General features: G+C 67.3%; 11 protein-coding genes. 2 read left to right on the top strand and 9 right to left on the bottom strand.

Translation table 11 applies throughout. The features are described from left to right. Positions 1–4: 4 nt before the first annotated feature. The 5 genes from bchL to bchF are packed head-to-tail and all read right to left on the bottom strand — an operon-like array spanning position 5 to position 8125. Positions 5–916: a ferredoxin:protochlorophyllide reductase (ATP-dependent) iron-sulfur ATP-binding protein gene (gene bchL / locus LH400_RS16730; protein ID WP_229153996.1), complete on the bottom strand. Its 912-nt coding sequence runs from the start codon at positions 914–916 to the stop codon at positions 5–7. After that, positions 913–4671, bottom strand: a complete 3759-nt coding sequence (locus tag LH400_RS16725; RefSeq protein WP_229153995.1) for a magnesium chelatase subunit H — start codon at positions 4669–4671, stop codon at positions 913–915. The genes bchL and LH400_RS16725 overlap by 4 nt, the downstream gene beginning before the upstream one ends. Next, positions 4646–6256, bottom strand: a complete 1611-nt coding sequence (bchB, locus tag LH400_RS16720; protein ID WP_229153994.1) for a ferredoxin:protochlorophyllide reductase (ATP-dependent) subunit B — start codon at positions 6254–6256, stop codon at positions 4646–4648. Before bchB ends, LH400_RS16725 begins: the two co-directional genes overlap by 26 nt. Before the next feature lie 13 nt (positions 6257–6269). Beyond that, entirely contained in the window at positions 6270–7538 is a 1269-nt protein-coding gene (locus LH400_RS16715; protein WP_229154427.1) for a ferredoxin:protochlorophyllide reductase (ATP-dependent) subunit N, read from the bottom strand. 20 nt (positions 7539–7558) lie between these two features. Then, positions 7559–8125 carry a 2-vinyl bacteriochlorophyllide hydratase gene (gene bchF, locus LH400_RS16710; protein ID WP_229153993.1) on the bottom strand — a complete coding sequence of 189 codons (567 nt, stop codon included), beginning with the start codon at positions 8123–8125 and terminating at the stop codon, positions 7559–7561. A 208-nt stretch (positions 8126–8333) separates the two neighbouring features. On the opposite strand from bchF, the gene LH400_RS16705 reads away from it, so the two are divergent. Together LH400_RS16705 and ppsR are read left to right on the top strand one after the other, a co-directional pair. After that, entirely contained in the window at positions 8334–9230 is an 897-nt protein-coding gene (locus LH400_RS16705) for a cobalamin B12-binding domain-containing protein (protein ID WP_229153992.1), read from the top strand. A gap of 42 nt (positions 9231–9272) precedes the next feature. Then, a complete protein-coding gene (gene ppsR, locus LH400_RS16700) occupies positions 9273–10697 on the top strand; it encodes a transcriptional regulator PpsR (RefSeq protein ID WP_229153991.1) in 1425 nt (474 codons plus the stop codon). 238 nt (positions 10698–10935) lie between these two features. Here the strand turns inward: ppsR and LH400_RS16695 are convergent, their stop codons facing one another. The 4 genes from LH400_RS16695 to LH400_RS16680 form a co-directional block, all read right to left on the bottom strand. Then, positions 10936–12372 (bottom strand): diguanylate cyclase domain-containing protein, encoded by a 1437-nt coding sequence (locus tag LH400_RS16695; RefSeq protein ID WP_229153989.1) that lies wholly within the window; start codon positions 12370–12372, stop codon positions 10936–10938. Positions 12373–12559: 187 nt separating this feature from the next. After that, positions 12560–14167, bottom strand: a complete 1608-nt coding sequence (gene serA / locus LH400_RS16690; RefSeq protein ID WP_229153987.1) for a phosphoglycerate dehydrogenase — start codon at positions 14165–14167, stop codon at positions 12560–12562. A gap of 109 nt (positions 14168–14276) precedes the next feature. After that, a complete protein-coding gene (gene alaE, locus LH400_RS16685; RefSeq protein ID WP_229153985.1) occupies positions 14277–14729 on the bottom strand; it encodes an L-alanine exporter AlaE in 453 nt (150 codons plus the stop codon). 41 nt (positions 14730–14770) lie between these two features. Further along, on the bottom strand, positions 14771–15946 hold the full coding sequence (locus LH400_RS16680; RefSeq protein ID WP_229153984.1) for a phosphoserine transaminase: 1176 nt from the start codon (positions 15944–15946) through the stop codon (positions 14771–14773). Positions 15947–16076 lie beyond the last annotated feature (130 nt).

Genomic DNA, 16076 nt, shown 5'->3' with positions numbered 1-16076 from the left:
CTGATCACTCGAAGCCGAGGAAATCGAAGATGTCGCGGTCCTTCATGGACTTGCCGTCCATTGGCGCGACGCCGGCATAAAGCTTGGCCGCCAGCTGCAGATATTCGTCCTGCACGGCTTTGACCTCCGGCGAGTCGCCCATCTCGAACAGGGTCGCCTTCTTCAGCCGGCTCTTGCGGATGGCGTCGAGATCGGGGAAATGCGCCACCCGCGTGAGGCCCGTGGCGGCGTTGAACCGGTCGATCTCGTCGGTGCCGGCCGAGCGGTTGGCGATGACGCCGCCGAGGCGCACGTCGTAGTTCTTCGCCTTGGCCTGGATCGCGGCGACGATGCGGTTCATCGCGAAAATCGAATCGAAGTCGTTGGCGGTAACGACCAGGGCGCGGTCGGCATGCTGGAGCGGCGCGGCAAAGCCGCCGCAGACGACGTCGCCGAGGACGTCGAAGATGACGACGTCGGTATCCTCCAGGAGATGATGCTCCTTCAGGAGCTTCACCGTCTGGCCGACGACATAGCCGCCGCAGCCGGTGCCGGCCGGCGGGCCGCCCGCCTCGACGCACATGACGCCGTTGTAGCCCTCGAAGACGAAGTCCTCCGGCTGCAGCTCCTCGGCGTGGAAGTCGACGGTCTCCAGGACGTCGATCACCGTCGGCTGCAGCCGCTTGGTGAGCGTGAAGGTGGAATCGTGCTTGGGGTCGCAGCCGATCTGCAGGACGCGCTTGCCGAGCTTGGAGAAGGCGACCGACAGGTTCGACGACGTCGTCGACTTGCCGATGCCGCCCTTGCCGTAGACGGCGAAGACCATGGCGCCCTCGATCTTCGGTCCAGAATTCATCTTCACCTGCACCGAGCCCTCGCCATCCTCGCGGCGATAGACGGTTCCCGGCAGCGGTAGTGTCGTCTTGAGCGCGCTCATGCGGCGGCCTCCATGGTCTTCACGCCTTCGAGGCGGTCTTCGAGATCGGCGCCGGCTTCGCGCAGCGCTTCGAGATCGGCCGCGTCCGACTTCCAGTAGTGGCGTTCCTCGGCCTCGATCAGCCGGTCGGCCATGCGGGCGGAAGCGGTGGGATTGAGGCTGGCGAGGCGCTCGCGCATTTCGGGATCGAGCACGAAGGTCTCGGCGAGGCGCTTGTAGACCCAGGGGCTGACCTGGCCGGTGGTCGCCGACCAGCCGAGCGTGTTGGTCACGTGGCTCTCGATCTGGCGCACGCCCTCATAGCCATGGGCGAGCATCGCCTCGATCCATTTCGGATTGAGCATGCGGGTGCGGGTTTCGAGCGCGACCTGCTCTTCCAGCGTGCGCACCTTTCCCTCGCCGCGCGTCTGGTCGCCGATATAGACGGGCACCTTCTCACCCCGCGCCTCCGAGGCGGCCCGGCTGATCCCGCCGAGCGTGTCGAAATAATGGTCGATCGTGGTGACGCCGAGCTCGACGGATTCGAGGTTCTGATAGGTCATCTCGACCTTGGCGAAGCTCGCCTTCAGAAGCGCAGCCTGCTCGGCGGTCCGGCCCTTGCGGTCGACAGCGAAGCACTTCCGGCGGGTATAGGCGGCGGCGAGTTCGCCCTCGGCCTCCCATGCGCCGGAATCGACCAGCATGTTGACGTTGGAGCCATAGGCGCCGTCGGCGTTGGAGAAGACGCGCAGCGCCGCCGTTTCGAGGTCGCAGCCGGTCTCCGCCGCATAGGCGAGCGCGTGCTTGCGGACGAAATTCTGCTCCTCCGGCTCCTCGGCCGAGGCCGCGAGGAAGGCGGCTTCGGCGAGCAGCCTCGACTGAAGCGGCAACAGGTCGCGGAAGATGCCGGACAGGGTGATGAGCACGTCGATGCGCGGCCGGCCGAGGCTGTCGAGCGTCAGGAGATCGGCGCCGCAGAGCCGGCCGAAGCCGTCGAAACGCGGCGCCGCGCCGATCAGGGCCAGCGCCTGGGCGAGCGGGCCGCCTTCGCTCTTGAGATTGTCCGTGCCCCACAGGACCAGCGCAACGCTCTCCGGCAGGCCATGGCCGCCGGCCGCATGGCGCGCCAGCATGCGCTCGGCCTGACACCATCCATCCTTGACCGCGAAGGCGCTCGGAATGCGGAAGGGATCGAAGCCGTGGACGTTGCGCCCGGTCGGCACGATCTCGGGGTTGCGCAGGAGGTCGCCGCCGGCGACCGGCCGGATGAAGCGGCCGTCGAGAGCGCGCAGCAGGGCCGGCAGTTCGAAGTCCTGCCGGAGGTCCTCTTCCAGCTTGACCAGCGCCGCGATCTTTTCGTGCTGAGCGGGATCGTCGGCAGCCGGATCGGTGTCCTTTGCCGAAAGCGCGGCGCCGCGGTCTCCGCCGACCAGCGCCGCGATCGCGCCCTCCGCCGGCACCGCGCCGAGCGAGACCTCGGCCGCCGCGGCGACGAGATCGGCGCGCTCGGCGTCGGACACCGGCTGGCCGACGACATGGAGGCCGTGCGGGATCAGCGTCGTCTCGACCTCGAGCACCGCATGGTGAAGCGCCGGCACGTCGATTGCGGCCTTCGTCCCCTCCTCCGGCATCTCGCAGAGGTCGAGTGCCGCCGCCTGGGCCGCGATGGTGGCTTCCAGGTCGCGCCTTTCGGCAAAGGCCTCCGGCGCACTGGCCCGCCAGCGCTCGATCGTGGCCTTGAGATCGGCGAGACCGCGATAGAGCCCGGCATGGGCGACCGGCGGGGTCAGGTAGGACACGAGGACCGCCGCGGCTCGGCGCTTGGCGATGGTGCCCTCGGAGGGATTGTTGGCGGCGTAGAGATAGACGTTCGGCAGGTCCTGGATCAGCCGGTCCGGCCAGCAGGCGCCGGACAGGCCTACCTGCTTGCCCGGCATGAATTCGAGCGCCCCATGGGTGCCGAAATGGAGGACCGCATCGGCGCCGAAATCCTCGCGCAGCCAGCGGTAATAGGCCGAGAAGGCATGCGTCGGCGCAAAGCCCTTCTCGAACAGGAGCCGCATCGGGTCGCCCTCGTAGCCGAAGGCGGGCTGGATGCCGACGAAGGCGTTGCCGAACTTGGCCCCAAGAACGAAGATCGACGAGCCGTCGGATTGCTGCCGGCCCGGCGCCGGGCCCCATTGCGCCTCTATCTCGGCGAGATGCGGCTCGCGGCGCACGTGATCGTCGGCCGAAATCCTGGCATGCACATTGGCCTGTGCGCCGTGGCGCGCGGCATTGCCTTCGAGGAGGGCCGCCCGCAACGCGTCGACGCTCGCCGGCAGATCGATCGCATAGCCGTCCGCCTTCAGCGCCTTCAGCGTGTTGAAGAGCGAGGCGAAGACGGAGAGATGTGCCGCCGTGCCGACGGCACCGGCGTTCGGCGGGAAGTTGAAGATCGTCAGGGCGATGGCGCGCTCGGCCTTCGGCCGGCGGCGTAGTGCGATCAGCTTTTCCACCCGGCGCGCCAGCATCCCGGCGCGCTCCAGATCGGCGGTCATCTCGCGATGGCCGTCGCCGCGCGGCAGCGCGGTGCGCCCGCCGAAGAGCGTCGGTCCGGTGGCACCGTCGATCTCGGGGATCGCGACCATCATCGTCGCCTCGACCGGCGTCAGCCCGGCGGAGGAGGCGGCCCATTCGCCGAGCGACTGGAATTCCACCGCATGGGCGGAGAGGAAGGGCACGTCGAGCTCGGCAAGGGCGGTCTCGGCGGCGCGGGAATCGTTGTAGGCCGGGCCGCCGACCAGCGAGAAGCCGGTGAGCGAGACGAGCGCGTCGACCACCGGCTTTCCGTCGCGGCGGAAGAAGGCGTCGATGGCCGGGCGCGAGTCGAGGCCCGAGGCGAAGGCCGGGATCACCTTCAGCCCTTTCGCCTCCATCGCCGCGATCACCCCGTCATAATGGCCGGTGTCGCCGGAGAGCACATAGGAGCGCATGACAAGGAGGCCGACCGTCCCGGCAGCGCCGCCCTTGCGGTTCGGGAGGGTCTCGACGCGTGTCGCGATCCGGTCCGGCAGCCGCGGATGGTAGAGGCCGACATCGGGATAGACGACCGGCTCCTGCGTCTTGACCAGCCGCGCCACCGCCTCGGCGCGGGGCCCGGCCGCATAGCGCTGGACGAGGAAGCGGATCATGTTGGCGACGTTCTCGTCCGAGCCCGCCAGCCAGTATTGCAGCGTCAGGAAATAGGCCCTGACGTCCTGCGCGGTTCCCGGGATGAAGCGCAGGATCTTCGGCAGGCGCCTTAGCATCGCCATCTGCCTGGCGCCGGACCCCGTCGCGGGGCGGCCAGAGGACTTCGGACCGCCGCGAAGGCGCTTCAGAAGCGCCATCACCCCCTTCGCCTCGGCCGCCATCTCGAAGCCGCCGAGCCGGGTGAGCTTGATCACCTCGCCCGCCGACATCGCCCCGACCATGGCGTCGCAATGGTCGCGCCGGGCCTGCAGCGCCGGCAGCACAGGCTGGATGTGGTTCTCCATGAACAGCATGTTGGCGAAGACGATGTCGCCGCGCGCGATGTCGTCGAGGCAGACGGCGAGCGCTTCGGGCTCGCGCTCCCAGTCGGTTGCCGCGTGGAGAACGACCTCGAGCCCCGGGATCTCCTGCCGCAGCCGCGTGCGGGCGGATGCCACCGCTCCGGCCATGTGGCCGTCGAGACTGATCAGCACGACACGGACCGGAACCGATCCCCGCGCGCCCGACCCGGCGCGATCACCGGCCGTAATGGGCTTTTGCATCATAGAGCGTCTCCACGGTGATCTCCGAAAGACCCCGCTCGGCGGCGAATTTCTCGGTGTTGCGGCGGGCCTTGCCGCGCACGAAGAAGGGAATCTTTTTCAGCTCGGCCTCGGCCTCGCTCAGCCAGCCGAGGCTGATCAGCTCGGCATCGCCGGCATCCGCCGGGGCGCCCTTGGCGGCCATCGCGGCCGCCATGGCGGTGTCTGCATGCGGCTCGGCCGCGATCCGTGCGCCGGATCCCAGATGCGAGGGCTTGGCCTCGTCGTGAAACTCGAAATCGTCGCGGAACATGCCGAGGAGATGTTCCTCGAGGCCCATCACCAGCGGACGCACCCATGTGTCCCAGAGGACGTTGGCGCCCTCGAAGCCCATTTGCGGCGAGTATCGTGCCGGATAGTCCTGCACGTGGACAGGAGCCGAGATGACGGCGCAGGCGATGCCCAGCCGCTTGGCGATGTGGCGCTCCATCTGCGTGCCGAGCACGAGTTCGGGCTGGGCGGCGACGATCGCCTGTTCGATGTCGAGATAATCGTCGGAAATCAGCGGCTCGACGCCATAGCCCTCGGCGGCGGCGCGAATGTCGCGGGCAAATTCGCGCGAATATGTGCCGAGCCCGACGAGCGTGAAGCCGAACTCCTCGGTCGCCACGCGTGCCGCTGCGAGCGCATGGGTGGCGTCGCCGAAGACGAAGACCCGCTTGCCGGTGAGGTAGTTGGAATCGACCGAGCGCGAGAACCAGGGCAGGTTCGAGGCGGGCTTCGCGGCGACCGCCACCTCGGCCTCCGGCAGGCCCGCGAGACGGCGGACCTCGGCCACGAAGTCCCGCGTCGCGCCATGGCCGATCGGAACGACCGTGGTGAACGCCTGGCCGAAGGTCCGCTTCAGCCATTTCGCCGCGACCCCGGCGATCTCGGGATAGAGGACGACGTTGAAGTCCGCCGCGCCGAGGCGGGCGATGTCGGCAGGCGAGGCGCCGAGCGGTGCCACGACATTTACGTCGACACCGATCTCGCCGAGCAGCCTGGTGATCTCGGCGACGTCGTCGCGATGGCGAAAGCCGAGGGCCGTGGGGCCGAGGATGTTGCAGGTGGGGCGGGCGCCGGACCGACGCGTCGCAGGTTCGTCGCCAGGGCGCTCCTTGACCGCTCCCGCCAGCGTTCGGACGATCTGGTAGAACGTCTCCGCCGCGCCCCAATTCTCCTTGCGCTGATAGGAGGGCAGTTCCAGCGGGATCACCGGCACGGGCAGGTTCGCGGCCTTGGCGAGGCCGGCAGGATCGTCCTGGATCAGCTCGGCCGTGCAGGAGGCCCCGACCAGCATCGCCTGCGGACGAAAGCGGTCATGGGCGTCCTTGAGCGTCCGCTGGAACAGCGCGGCCGTGTCCGTGCCGAGATCGCGGGCCTCGAAGGTCGTGTAGGTCACCGGCGGGCGCTTGTCGCGCCGCTCGATCATGGTGAAGAGGAGATCCGCATAGGTGTCGCCCTGCGGCGCGTGGAGGACGTAGTGGACGCCTTCCATCGCAGTCGCGACGCGCATGGCCCCGACATGCGGCGGTCCCTCATAGGTCCAGACGGTCAGCTGCATGGCGCCCTCCCCTTCAGACCCTGAGCCGCGTCTGGCGGGCGAGCGGACGGGCGAAGAGGGCGGCGAGGTCGCCGGCCTGCTCATAGCCCTGGATCGGGGTGAACAGGAGCTCGATCGACCATTTGGTCGCCAGCCCCTCGGCCTCCAGCGGATTGGCCAGACCGAGCCCGCAGACCGAGATGTCCGGCCGGATCGCCCGCGCCCGGTCGAGCTGCCGGTCGACGTCCTGGCCTTCGGAGAGCCGGACGTCATCCGGCAGGAGCGCGAGCTCGTCGGCGAGATGCTGGCGATGCAGATAGGGCGTGCCGACCTCGGTCGGCTGCATGCCGAGCTCGCGCGACAGCATCCGCGCCAGAGGGATCTCGAGCTGGGAGTCGGGAAAGAAGAAGAGGCTCTTGCCGCAAAGCGCCGCCCGGTGCGTCTCCAGCGCGCGCTTCGCGCGAGCCTCCGCGGCGGCCGTCGCGGCGCGGAAGCGCATCGGGTCGATGCCGAACGCGTCCGCTGCGGCCTGCAGCCACAGGGTCGTGCCCTCGGCGCCGAGCGGGAACGGCGCAGCAATGCGTCCCGCGCCGCGCTCTTCGAGCGCCCGCGCGGTCTCCCCCAGGAATGGCTGGGCGAGAAGATAGCGGGCGGAGGGGCCGACGGGCGGCAGGTCGCGCGCCTTGCGCGGCGGCAGGAAGCGGACACCCTCGAGGCCCATTGCGGAGAAGAGCCGCGCGAACTGGTCTTCCACCACGTCCGCCAGCGTCCCGACCACGAGCAGCTCCGGCGCGTCGGCCGGCGCCTCCGGCAGTTCGGGAACGAGGGAGGCGAGGCAGCGGTCCTCGCCCTGGGTGAAGGTCGTCTCGATTCCCGAACCCGAATAGTTGAGGACCCGCACATCGGGCCGGTAGCGCTCGGAAAGCCGCGCGGCGGCGCGCGAGAGGTCGAGCTTGATCACTTCGGACGGGCAGGAGCCGACCAGGAACAGCATCTTGATGTCGGGACGCCGCTCGACGAGGCGCGCGACGGCCCGGTCCAGCTCCTCGTTGGCGTCGGCGAGGCCGGCAAGGTCGCGCTCCTCCATCACGGCGGTCGCAAAGCGCGGCTCGGCGAAGATCATGACCCCGGCGGCCGACTGCATCAGATGCGCGCAGGTTCTCGATCCGACGACGAGGAAGAAGGCGTCCTGGATCTTCCTGTGGAGCCAGACGATGCCGGTGAGCCCGCAGAACACTTCCCGCTGGCCGCGCTCGCGCAGGACGGCCCGGTCCGTGCAGCCGGCAGCCGGCGCGACAGTCATGGTGTTGGCCGAGGGCGCGCTCATGACGCGACCTGCGCGGCGACGTCGGACATCGACAGCGTTCGAGGCCGGTCGGCCGCTTCCAGCCGCGCCGCGCGCAGCTTCAGCAGGAACTGCGCCGCGTTGACCGCATAGGCGCCATAGCCGGCGAGCGCGACGGCGAACTGCTCGCCGACCGTGCCGATCCCCCGGAACAACATGACGAGATAGACGGTATGCAGCGCGAGGACGCCGATCGAGACGACGTCTTCCCAGAAGAAGGCCGGCGCGAAGAGCCAGCGGCCGAAAACCGCCTTCTCCCAAATCGAGCCGGTGATCATGATCGCGTAGAGGACGAAGGTCTTGGCGACGACCGACAGGACTGCGGCATCGTAGCCCGCACCGGTTGCGAAATAGCGCAGGATGAGACCGACGCTGACCAGGAACACGACGAACTGGACCGGCGCGAGCACACCCTGCACGAGCGTCCAAGGCGTGGCGTCGCGGCGGCGGCGCTCCTCCGCGGTATAGAGCCGAGGCCGGCCAATCCCGGGCGCGGCCGGGGCCGCGCCGTCATTTCCCGAAGGTTTCGATGCTCTGGAAGCCATGGACGGAAGTCTGCGGCCATGGGTGTGGAAGTGTCAAGTCAAATTGACGTCCATCCATATTTACAGGCATGCTCGTCCAACCGGATTGCAATCGATCTAAAATTGGGAGACAGTCTATGGACAGCGCTCGGCACGCCGTCGCAGTTTCCCCGGAAGGGCGGAAACGCGCCTCATCCCGACAAGGCCGGGGGGCCGGAGGACCAGACCGATGGCAGGAACAATGCAAGCGGAACGGTCGACGCGGAGGATGCACCCATCACCGTCTCCGGCTGTCGACATGTCCAGAAATATTGACAAATCGGATGGCGGCCGTTGGGAGCGATGCCTCTCGGAGACCATCGTCGCGCAGGTCATTCCTCGGCTCTACGCCGCTCATTGCGGCGACGTCGACCCGGGGCCGGCCCTGAAGAACCGCCTCCCCCAATTCCAGCGGAACAACGAGGCGGATCGTTTTCTCGGGCTGGTTCTGTCGGAGAGTCGGGACTCGCAGTGGGACCACCTCCTGCAGTTGCGTGACAGTGGCATGAACCTCGAGACGATCCTGCTCGAGATCATGGCACCCGCGATCCGCCACATCGGCGAGCTGTGGTCCGACGACCGGATGAGCTTCGTCGAAGTGACGGCGAAGTCGGCGCGGCTGCAGCAGATGCTGAGGGCACTTGGCATGCTGCGCGACCACGAAAGCGCGTCCGGCTACGGCGAGCGGAGCCTGCTTCTGGCAGCGGTTCCCGGCGAGCAGCACACCTTCGGCCTGTTCGTGCTGGCGGAACTGTTTCTCAAGGCCGGCTGGAGCGTCGCCGTCGAGATCACCGCCACCCTGGACGATCTGTGCGCACAGGTCGATCGCCGCCCCTTTGACGCCGTCGGCCTCAGCGTCGGCAGCGAGCGCTTCCTGCCTGCTCTCGGCGATCAGGTCGAGGCTCTGCGTTCCGCAACCATGTCGTCCGAAATGCGCATCTTTCTCGGCGGATGGGCTTTCGCAGAGGGCGAAATGCCATTAGATGGCTACGGAGCCGATTTGATCGAGACCAATGCTCGTGCGGCAGTGGCGAGCGCTGATCTCCTTTGCCCGCACGGGAGGCGGATTTCTCGCGCGAAGCGGTGAGGCCTGAAGGGAGCGAGGCCTGAGAGAGCGGGTGTCATCGGAATGAACCATCCCAGTGCCGGCCGATCCTTTTCCGATCCGGGCCGTTCCTTCGCCAACCTGGAGGCGGCACTCGTTGCCACCATGGTCACAGCGTCGACGGATGTCGCGCTGCTGCTCGACAAGACCGGCACGGTGATCGACGTCGCCATTCGCGAGCCGGATCTCTTCGACGATGCCCAGAAGCGGTGGATCGGCGAGAAATTCGTCGATATCGTCACCGTGGAGAGTCGCCAGAAGGTGCAGCGCCTGCTCACGGAGCGGTCCGGCGAAGATGCCCCTGCCCGCCGCGAGATCAACCATCCAATGCCGGACGGGCCTGACCTGCCGATCAGCTATTCCGTCCTCTCGCTGTCCAAGGACGGGTCACGCCTCGCCCTCGGCCGCGACCTCAGGACGATGGCCGTCCTGCAGCAGAAACTGGTCGAGACCCAGCTGGCGCTGGAGACCGACTACGCCCGGCTTCGCAATGCCGAGGCTCAGTACCGGGTCCTGTTCGACACCGCGTCGGAGCCGATCGTCATCGTCGATGCCGGCAGCCGCAAGGTGGTCGAGGCGAACACGGCGGCGCGTGCCCTGTTCGAGATCGACGGGCGCCGCGTCGTCGGCCAGAGCGCCGCTGCGCTGGTCGCCGTGTCGGATCTGCGCGACATCGATGCCCTGTTCACGGCCGCACGCAAGTCGGGAGAGGCCGAAAGCGGAGAGCTGATGCTTTCCGACGGCGACGGACCGGTGCCGGTCTCCGTCCGCTTCTACCGCCAGCACGGAGCCGGCCGCATGTCGGTCCGCTTCCTCACCGGCGCCGGCAACGGCTTGGCCGCCAACGCCGCGGACCTCATCGGGCGTGCCGGCCACGAATCGCCGGACGCGATGGTGGTGGTCGATCCGGACTTCACCATAACTGCGGTGAACGAGAGCTTCCTCGACCTGACCGAGATCGCGACACGCAACCAGGCCGTCGGCCGCTCGCTCGCCGAGATGATCGGCCGGCGCGGGGTGGAGCTCGGCGTCTTGAAGACGGCCATCGATTCCGACGGCTTCGTGCGCAACTTCTCCACCGTCCTCAATACCCAATATGGCGGCACGACCGAGGTCGACGTCTCCGGATCCGCGCTCGATCAGAACGAGAAGCGCTTCTATGGCTTCTCGATCCGGCGCTCGGCGCGGCTGACCGTCCATCCAGGGCCCAGCGAGCCCTTCCGCTCGGCCAACGACATGACCGGCCTCGTCGGCCGCGTCCCGCTGCGCGAGATCGTCCGGGAAACCGCCGACATCATCGAGCAATTGTGCATCGAGGCGGCGCTGGAACTGACCCGCAACAATCGCGCGTCGGCGGCCGAGATGCTCGGTCTCAGCCGGCAGAGCCTCTATTCCAAGCTCCGCCGCTACAATATCGGCGACCCCGGCCAGGACGACAGCCCGGCATAGCGTCCGCCGCGCCCGTTCAGCGGGCCGCTCTGCGCCCCATGGATCGCGCGGAACCCGTCCGCTGCGCGCAAAAGCTGCCGCTGATCGCCCTCGTCCCGGCAAGACAATGCCGTCGGCGCGCATGGCGCCACCGGTGGCTCGTTACCTTCCATTCAATGATCTGGCGGACGCTGGCGTGTGGCGATCGACGCGACTCCCTGCCATGCCAGCGAGAGAGGACGCCGAGGCGCCTGTGCAGTCAGGCCGCGATCGCATGCGCGAGGTCCGGGACGCCGTCTTCGCCATCGGCAACCGAGACGCCGCCGCCCGAGCGCTTGGCCCGGTAGAGCGCCCGGTCGGCACGCCGTATCACGGCTTCCGGGGTGCCTGCTTCCTGCATCGAAGCGACGCCGATGCTGACGCCGACCTCGGCCGCTGTGCCGTCGATCAAGACCGGCGCTTCGATCGCTTCGATGATCGCCTGGCACAGTCGGACGGCATCGTCCTGTCGCGCGCGAGGCAGAAGGATCGCGAACTCGTCGCCGCCGAGCCGTGCCACGGTCGCCCCGTCCGGCGCCACACGGCACAGCCTTGCTCCGACGACGCGAATCAACGCGTCGCCCGCCGGATGGCCGAGCGTGTCGTTCACCTGCTTGAACCGGTCGAGGTCGAGCAGAAGCAGGCTGGTGTCGCGGGCCCCCGCTCTGCAGGCGGCCGCCAGCCTCTCGTTGAACAAGGCGCGGTTCGGCAGTTCCGTCAGAACGTCGTGGAACGCGCGGTGGCGGGCCAGGGCCTCGCTCGCCCGCAGAGCGCGGGCGCCTTTGCGCAGGCTCGCGACGAGAACAGCGACGATCACGAGGATCGCGCACAAGGTGGCGAGCAGCGCCGGCACCATGCGCCCGGCCAGAACCTCCCCGGGCAGATGCACCCGCCATATCAGATATCCGATCGCGTGCCCGGCGGTGTTGCGCAGCGCAAAGGACAGCTCGTCGTCCTGCGGTTGGTTGCGCCACGAGAACCGGGCGCCCTCGAACTGATAGGTCTGCTGCAGCTCCTTGAGGAAGGCGCCGTCGAGATAGTGGACCGCCAGATGAACGTAGGCGTTCTCAGGGGCCTGCCGGATCTTCTGCGTGGATGGAACGATCGGCTTGACGCTGAGCATCGCCGGATGGCCGTCGACCACCACGATGTCGTTCGCACCGGGACTTCGAATGGCGGGATCCGCACTGCGCCAGTTTCCGCTGGCAAGCGCCTCGCGCACATCGGCGACCATCGGACGCGCGATCGGCGCGATGTCGGCGAAGACTTCCGGATCGGTGCGGCTTGTTCCGATCGAGGCATAGATCGGCCGGTCCTTCGGGTCGAGAACCACGATCCGCTCGTGCCCGAAATACATGTTCATCCAGAGGCCGATATTGTCGTCGATCCAATCTGGGTCGAAGGCCTCATGAAGATGCAGGACGGCCTCGTCCCAGTCGGTCACGCTCTCCTGGTCACGGGCGATGCGCCGGATGGCCTGCTGGAGGATCGATGCCGCCAGGTGCCGATCCCGCTGGATGACGAGATCATTCGCCTCCCGCACCGACATCCCCAGAAGCAGACAGGCAAGGGCGCCGATCAACAGGATCGCGAGGCCGGAGGGCACGGCGACGGCCATCCAGCGGCCAGGATCAGGAAGATAGGAGCGGTTCGGCATGCCCGTCTTGTGGCAGGCCGACGCTTAAAAGTTCGCAACCTCTTGTTTCAAGACCATAATCGGGATGAACAATAGGTTAAGAGCGCTCTCGCCGCCGCGACGGATGCCGGGGCGGCGAGGTTCTGTCGAAGGTCGGACGGCCGACGCGCCGCCTGGGTGACGGCAGCCGCCGGCTACAGCCCTTATCTCAAGCCGAGACTTCCGCCACGTCGAACACCAGCGGCTTGGCGCTGGCGATCTCCTTGTGCGCGCGGACCTTATCGAGCACGTCCTCCGGCACCGGGGAATCGACGTAGAGGAGCGCGATAGCGTCGCCGCCCGGACGGTTCCGGCCGAGCTGGAAGTTGGCGATGTTGACGCCCGCCTGTCCGAAGGTCGTGCCGAGCAGGCCGATGATGCCGGGCGCGTCATTGTTGGTCGTATAGACCATGTAGCGGCCGACTTCGGCGTCGAGATTGATGCCCTTGATCTGGATGAAGCGCGGCTTGCCGTCGGAGAAGACCGTGCCTGCGACCGAACGGGTCTGCTTCTCCGTGGTGATGGTCAGCTTGATGTAGGTCTCGAAGACGCCGGACTGGTCCCGGCGCGATTCGGTGACCTGGATGCCGCGTTCCTTCGCCATCACCGGGGCGGACACCATGTTGACGTCCGAGACCTGGCTCTTCATTAGGCCGGAGAGCGCGGCACTCGTCAGCGCCCTGGTGTTCATCGTCGAGACAGTACCGTCATAGACGATTTCGACCGACTTGATCGCCTCATCCGTCACCTGACCGACAAAGGCGCCGAGGCACTCGGCGAGCTTGACGAAAGGCGTCAGGATCGGCGCTTCCTCGGCGGTGATGGACGGCATGTTGATCGCGTTGGTCACCGCGCCTCGGATGAGATAGTCGGCCATCTGCTCGGCAACCTGCAGGGCGACGTTCTCCTGGGCTTCCGAGGTCGAGGCGCCGAGATGCGGGGTGCAGACGACATTGTCGAGGCCGAACAGCGGCGAGTCGGTCGCCGGCTCCGTCTCGAAGACGTCGACGCCGGCCCCGGCGACCTTGCCGGACTTGATCGCGGCGGCAAGATCCGCCTCGACGACGAGGCCGCCGCGGGCGCAATTGATGATGCGCACGCCGTCCTTCATCTTGGCGATCGCCGCCGCGTTGATGATGCCCTTGGTCTTGTCGGTCATCGGCGTGTGCAGGGTGATGAAATCGGCGCGCTTGAAGAGGTCGTCGAGCTCGACCTTCTCGATGCCGAGCTGTGCGGCGCGCTCGGCCGACAGAAACGGATCGAAAGCGACGACGCGCATCTTCAGGCCGACACCGCGCGACGCGACGATCGAGCCGATATTGCCGCAACCGATGACGCCGAGCGTCTTGCCGGTGATCTCGACGCCCATGAAGCGATTCTTCTCCCACTTGCCGGCCTGCGTCGAGGCGTCGGCAGCGGGCAACTGGCGGGCGACGGCGAACATCAGCGCAATGGCGTGTTCGGCCGTGGTGATCGAATTGCCGAAGGGCGTGTTCATCACGATGATGCCCTTCCTCGAAGCTGCCGGAATGTCGACATTGTCGACGCCGATACCGGCGCGGCCGATGACCTTCAGATTGGTCGCCGCCTCGATCAGCTTTTCCGTCGCCTTGGTCGCGGAGCGGATGGCGAGGCCGTCATATTGGCCGATGATCTCGGCGAGCTGGTCCTTGTCCTTGCCGACATCGGGCATGTAGTCGACCTCGACGCCGCGGTCGGTGAAGATCTGCACGGCGGTCGGGGAAAGCTTGTCGGATACGAGTACGCGGGGTGCCATGGATGCGGTTCCTTGTGACTGCACCGGAGGATGGTCGTCCGGCGTCGAAGTGAAGAGATCTGGAATGAGGGCGGGGTCGCGATCGGCGTCCCCGCGAAAAGGTCCGTCTTCAGCCGCCGACGGACATCGGTTTCTGGCCCTGGCCCTTCAGGCCGAAGAAGCCACGGACGAGTTCGAGAAAGACGCCGTAGGGCCGGCCGAGGACGAAGAGCAGAGCCGCGAAGCCTGCCGCGCCCTTGAGGATGGCGAAGCCGTCCGCCCCGCCGGCGACGATGATCGCGACGTAGATCGGCAGCTGGAAGATGAGCAGCGCGAGGCTGTCCATCGCCAGCCGGCTCCACTTGCCGGACGGGTCGGTCCGCTTCATGAACCAGTCCCGCCACAAGCCGTAGGGCCTCGCCGTCAGGACCATCAGCGGAGCGCCGATCGAGCGGGACACAAGGACCTCGTCCCAGGTCATGCCCGCAATGAAGCGCTCGTTGAGCCCGCTGGCGATCGTGAAGAACACGACCAGGGAGAGCGTGTCCGCGATGAAGCTCTTGGTTCGATCCGAAAGCGGCACGCCGACCGCCCTTCCCGCTCGCCGGCTGCCGCCCGGCCGGGTCAGGCCGCCTTCTTCAGCTCGGCCTTCTGCTGGGCGTAGGCCCAGCCGATCCACGGCATCAGCGCCTCGATGTCGGCCGTCTCGACGGTCGCACCGCACCAGATCCTGAGGCCCGCCGGCGCATCGCGATAGGCGCCGATGTCGAGGGCGACGCCCTCCTTCTCGAGCAGCGATGCGACACCCTTGGCAAAGGCGTTCTGCGCGTCCTCGGACTGAGCGACGAGATCCGAATCGGTGAAGGTGAGGCAGACCGAGGTGTTGGAGCGGATCGCCTTATCCTTCGCCAGGAAGCCGATCCAGTCATTCGCATCGACATAGGCCTCGACCGCCGCGAGATTGGCGTCGGCGCGGGCCTTCAGCGCCTTCAGTCCGCCGATCTCCTTGCCCCAGGCGAGCGCGTCGAGATAGTCCTCGGTCGCGAGCATCGAGGGGGTGTTGATCGTCTCGCCCTTGAAGATGCCCTCGATCAGCTTGCCGCCCTTGGTCAGGCGGAAGATCTTCGGCAGCGGCCATGAAGGCTTATAGCTCTCCAGCCGCTCGACGGCGCGGGGAGAGAGGATCAGCATGCCATGCGCGGCCTCGCCGCCCATGACCTTCTGCCAGGAGAAGGTGACGACGTCGAGCTTATCCCACGGCAGGTCCTGCGCGAAGGCGGCCGAGGTCGCGTCGCAGATGGTCAGGCCCTGACGACCCGCGGGAATCGCGTCACCGTTCGGCATCTTCACGCCAGAGGTCGTACCGTTCCAGGTAAAGACGACGTCGCGGTCGAAATCGACCTGGCCGAGGTCGACGATCTCGCCATAGGGCGCTTCGAAGGTGCGGACGTCCTTCAGCTGCAGCTGCTTGACCGCATCGGTGACCCAGCCGGAGCCGAACGATTCCCAGGCAAGGACGTCGGTGCCGCGGGCGCCGAGCAGCGACCACATCGCCATTTCGACGGCGCCGGTATCGGACGCCGGCACGATGCCGATGCGATAATCGGCGGGAACGCCGAGGATCTCGCGGGTGTCGTCGATCGCTTTTTGAAGCTTGGATTTCCCGACCTTGGCGCGGTGCGAGCGACCGAGCGCTGCATCGCTGAGCGCCTCGAGCGTCCAGCCGGGACGCTTGGCACAAGGACCGGACGAAAAGCGGGGATTGGCCGGACGCATGTCCGGCTTGGAGATAGTCGCCATCTTTAGCTACCCTTTCAGATAGGCGCCTCTCGTTGGGGAGAGGTGTCCCGCGGACGCTGATAGCGGAAGGCCCATAACTGCGCAAGCCTGTGCCCGGGATCATAACCTGGGAGACGGTGTGGCATCGACC

The sequence above is a fragment of the Jiella soli genome, from assembly GCF_020615385.1.
Taxonomy (GTDB): domain Bacteria; phylum Pseudomonadota; class Alphaproteobacteria; order Rhizobiales; family Rhizobiaceae; genus VKMB-3413.
This window is presented reverse-complemented; position numbering and strand designations above follow the sequence as displayed.

Bases quoted from the DNA above. Each gene is read 5' to 3' on its own strand.
- bchL (WP_229153996.1), bottom strand. From the start codon at position 916: ATGAGCGCGCTCAAGACGACACTACCGCTGCCGGGAACCGTCTATCGC.
- LH400_RS16725 (WP_229153995.1), bottom strand. From the start codon at position 4,671: ATGCAAAAGCCCATTACGGCCGGTGATCGCGCCGGGTCGGGCGCGCGG.
- bchB (WP_229153994.1), bottom strand. From the start codon at position 6,256: ATGCAGCTGACCGTCTGGACCTATGAGGGACCGCCGCATGTCGGGGCC.
- LH400_RS16715 (WP_229154427.1), bottom strand. From the start codon at position 7,538: ATGACTGTCGCGCCGGCTGCCGGCTGCACGGACCGGGCCGTCCTGCGC.
- bchF (WP_229153993.1), bottom strand. From the start codon at position 8,125: ATGGCTTCCAGAGCATCGAAACCTTCGGGAAATGACGGCGCGGCCCCG.
- LH400_RS16705 (WP_229153992.1), top strand. From the start codon at position 8,334: ATGGCAGGAACAATGCAAGCGGAACGGTCGACGCGGAGGATGCACCCA.
- ppsR (WP_229153991.1), top strand. From the start codon at position 9,273: ATGAACCATCCCAGTGCCGGCCGATCCTTTTCCGATCCGGGCCGTTCC.
- LH400_RS16695 (WP_229153989.1), bottom strand. From the start codon at position 12,372: ATGCCGAACCGCTCCTATCTTCCTGATCCTGGCCGCTGGATGGCCGTC.
- serA (WP_229153987.1), bottom strand. From the start codon at position 14,167: ATGGCACCCCGCGTACTCGTATCCGACAAGCTTTCCCCGACCGCCGTG.
- LH400_RS16680 (WP_229153984.1), bottom strand. From the start codon at position 15,946: ATGGCGACTATCTCCAAGCCGGACATGCGTCCGGCCAATCCCCGCTTT.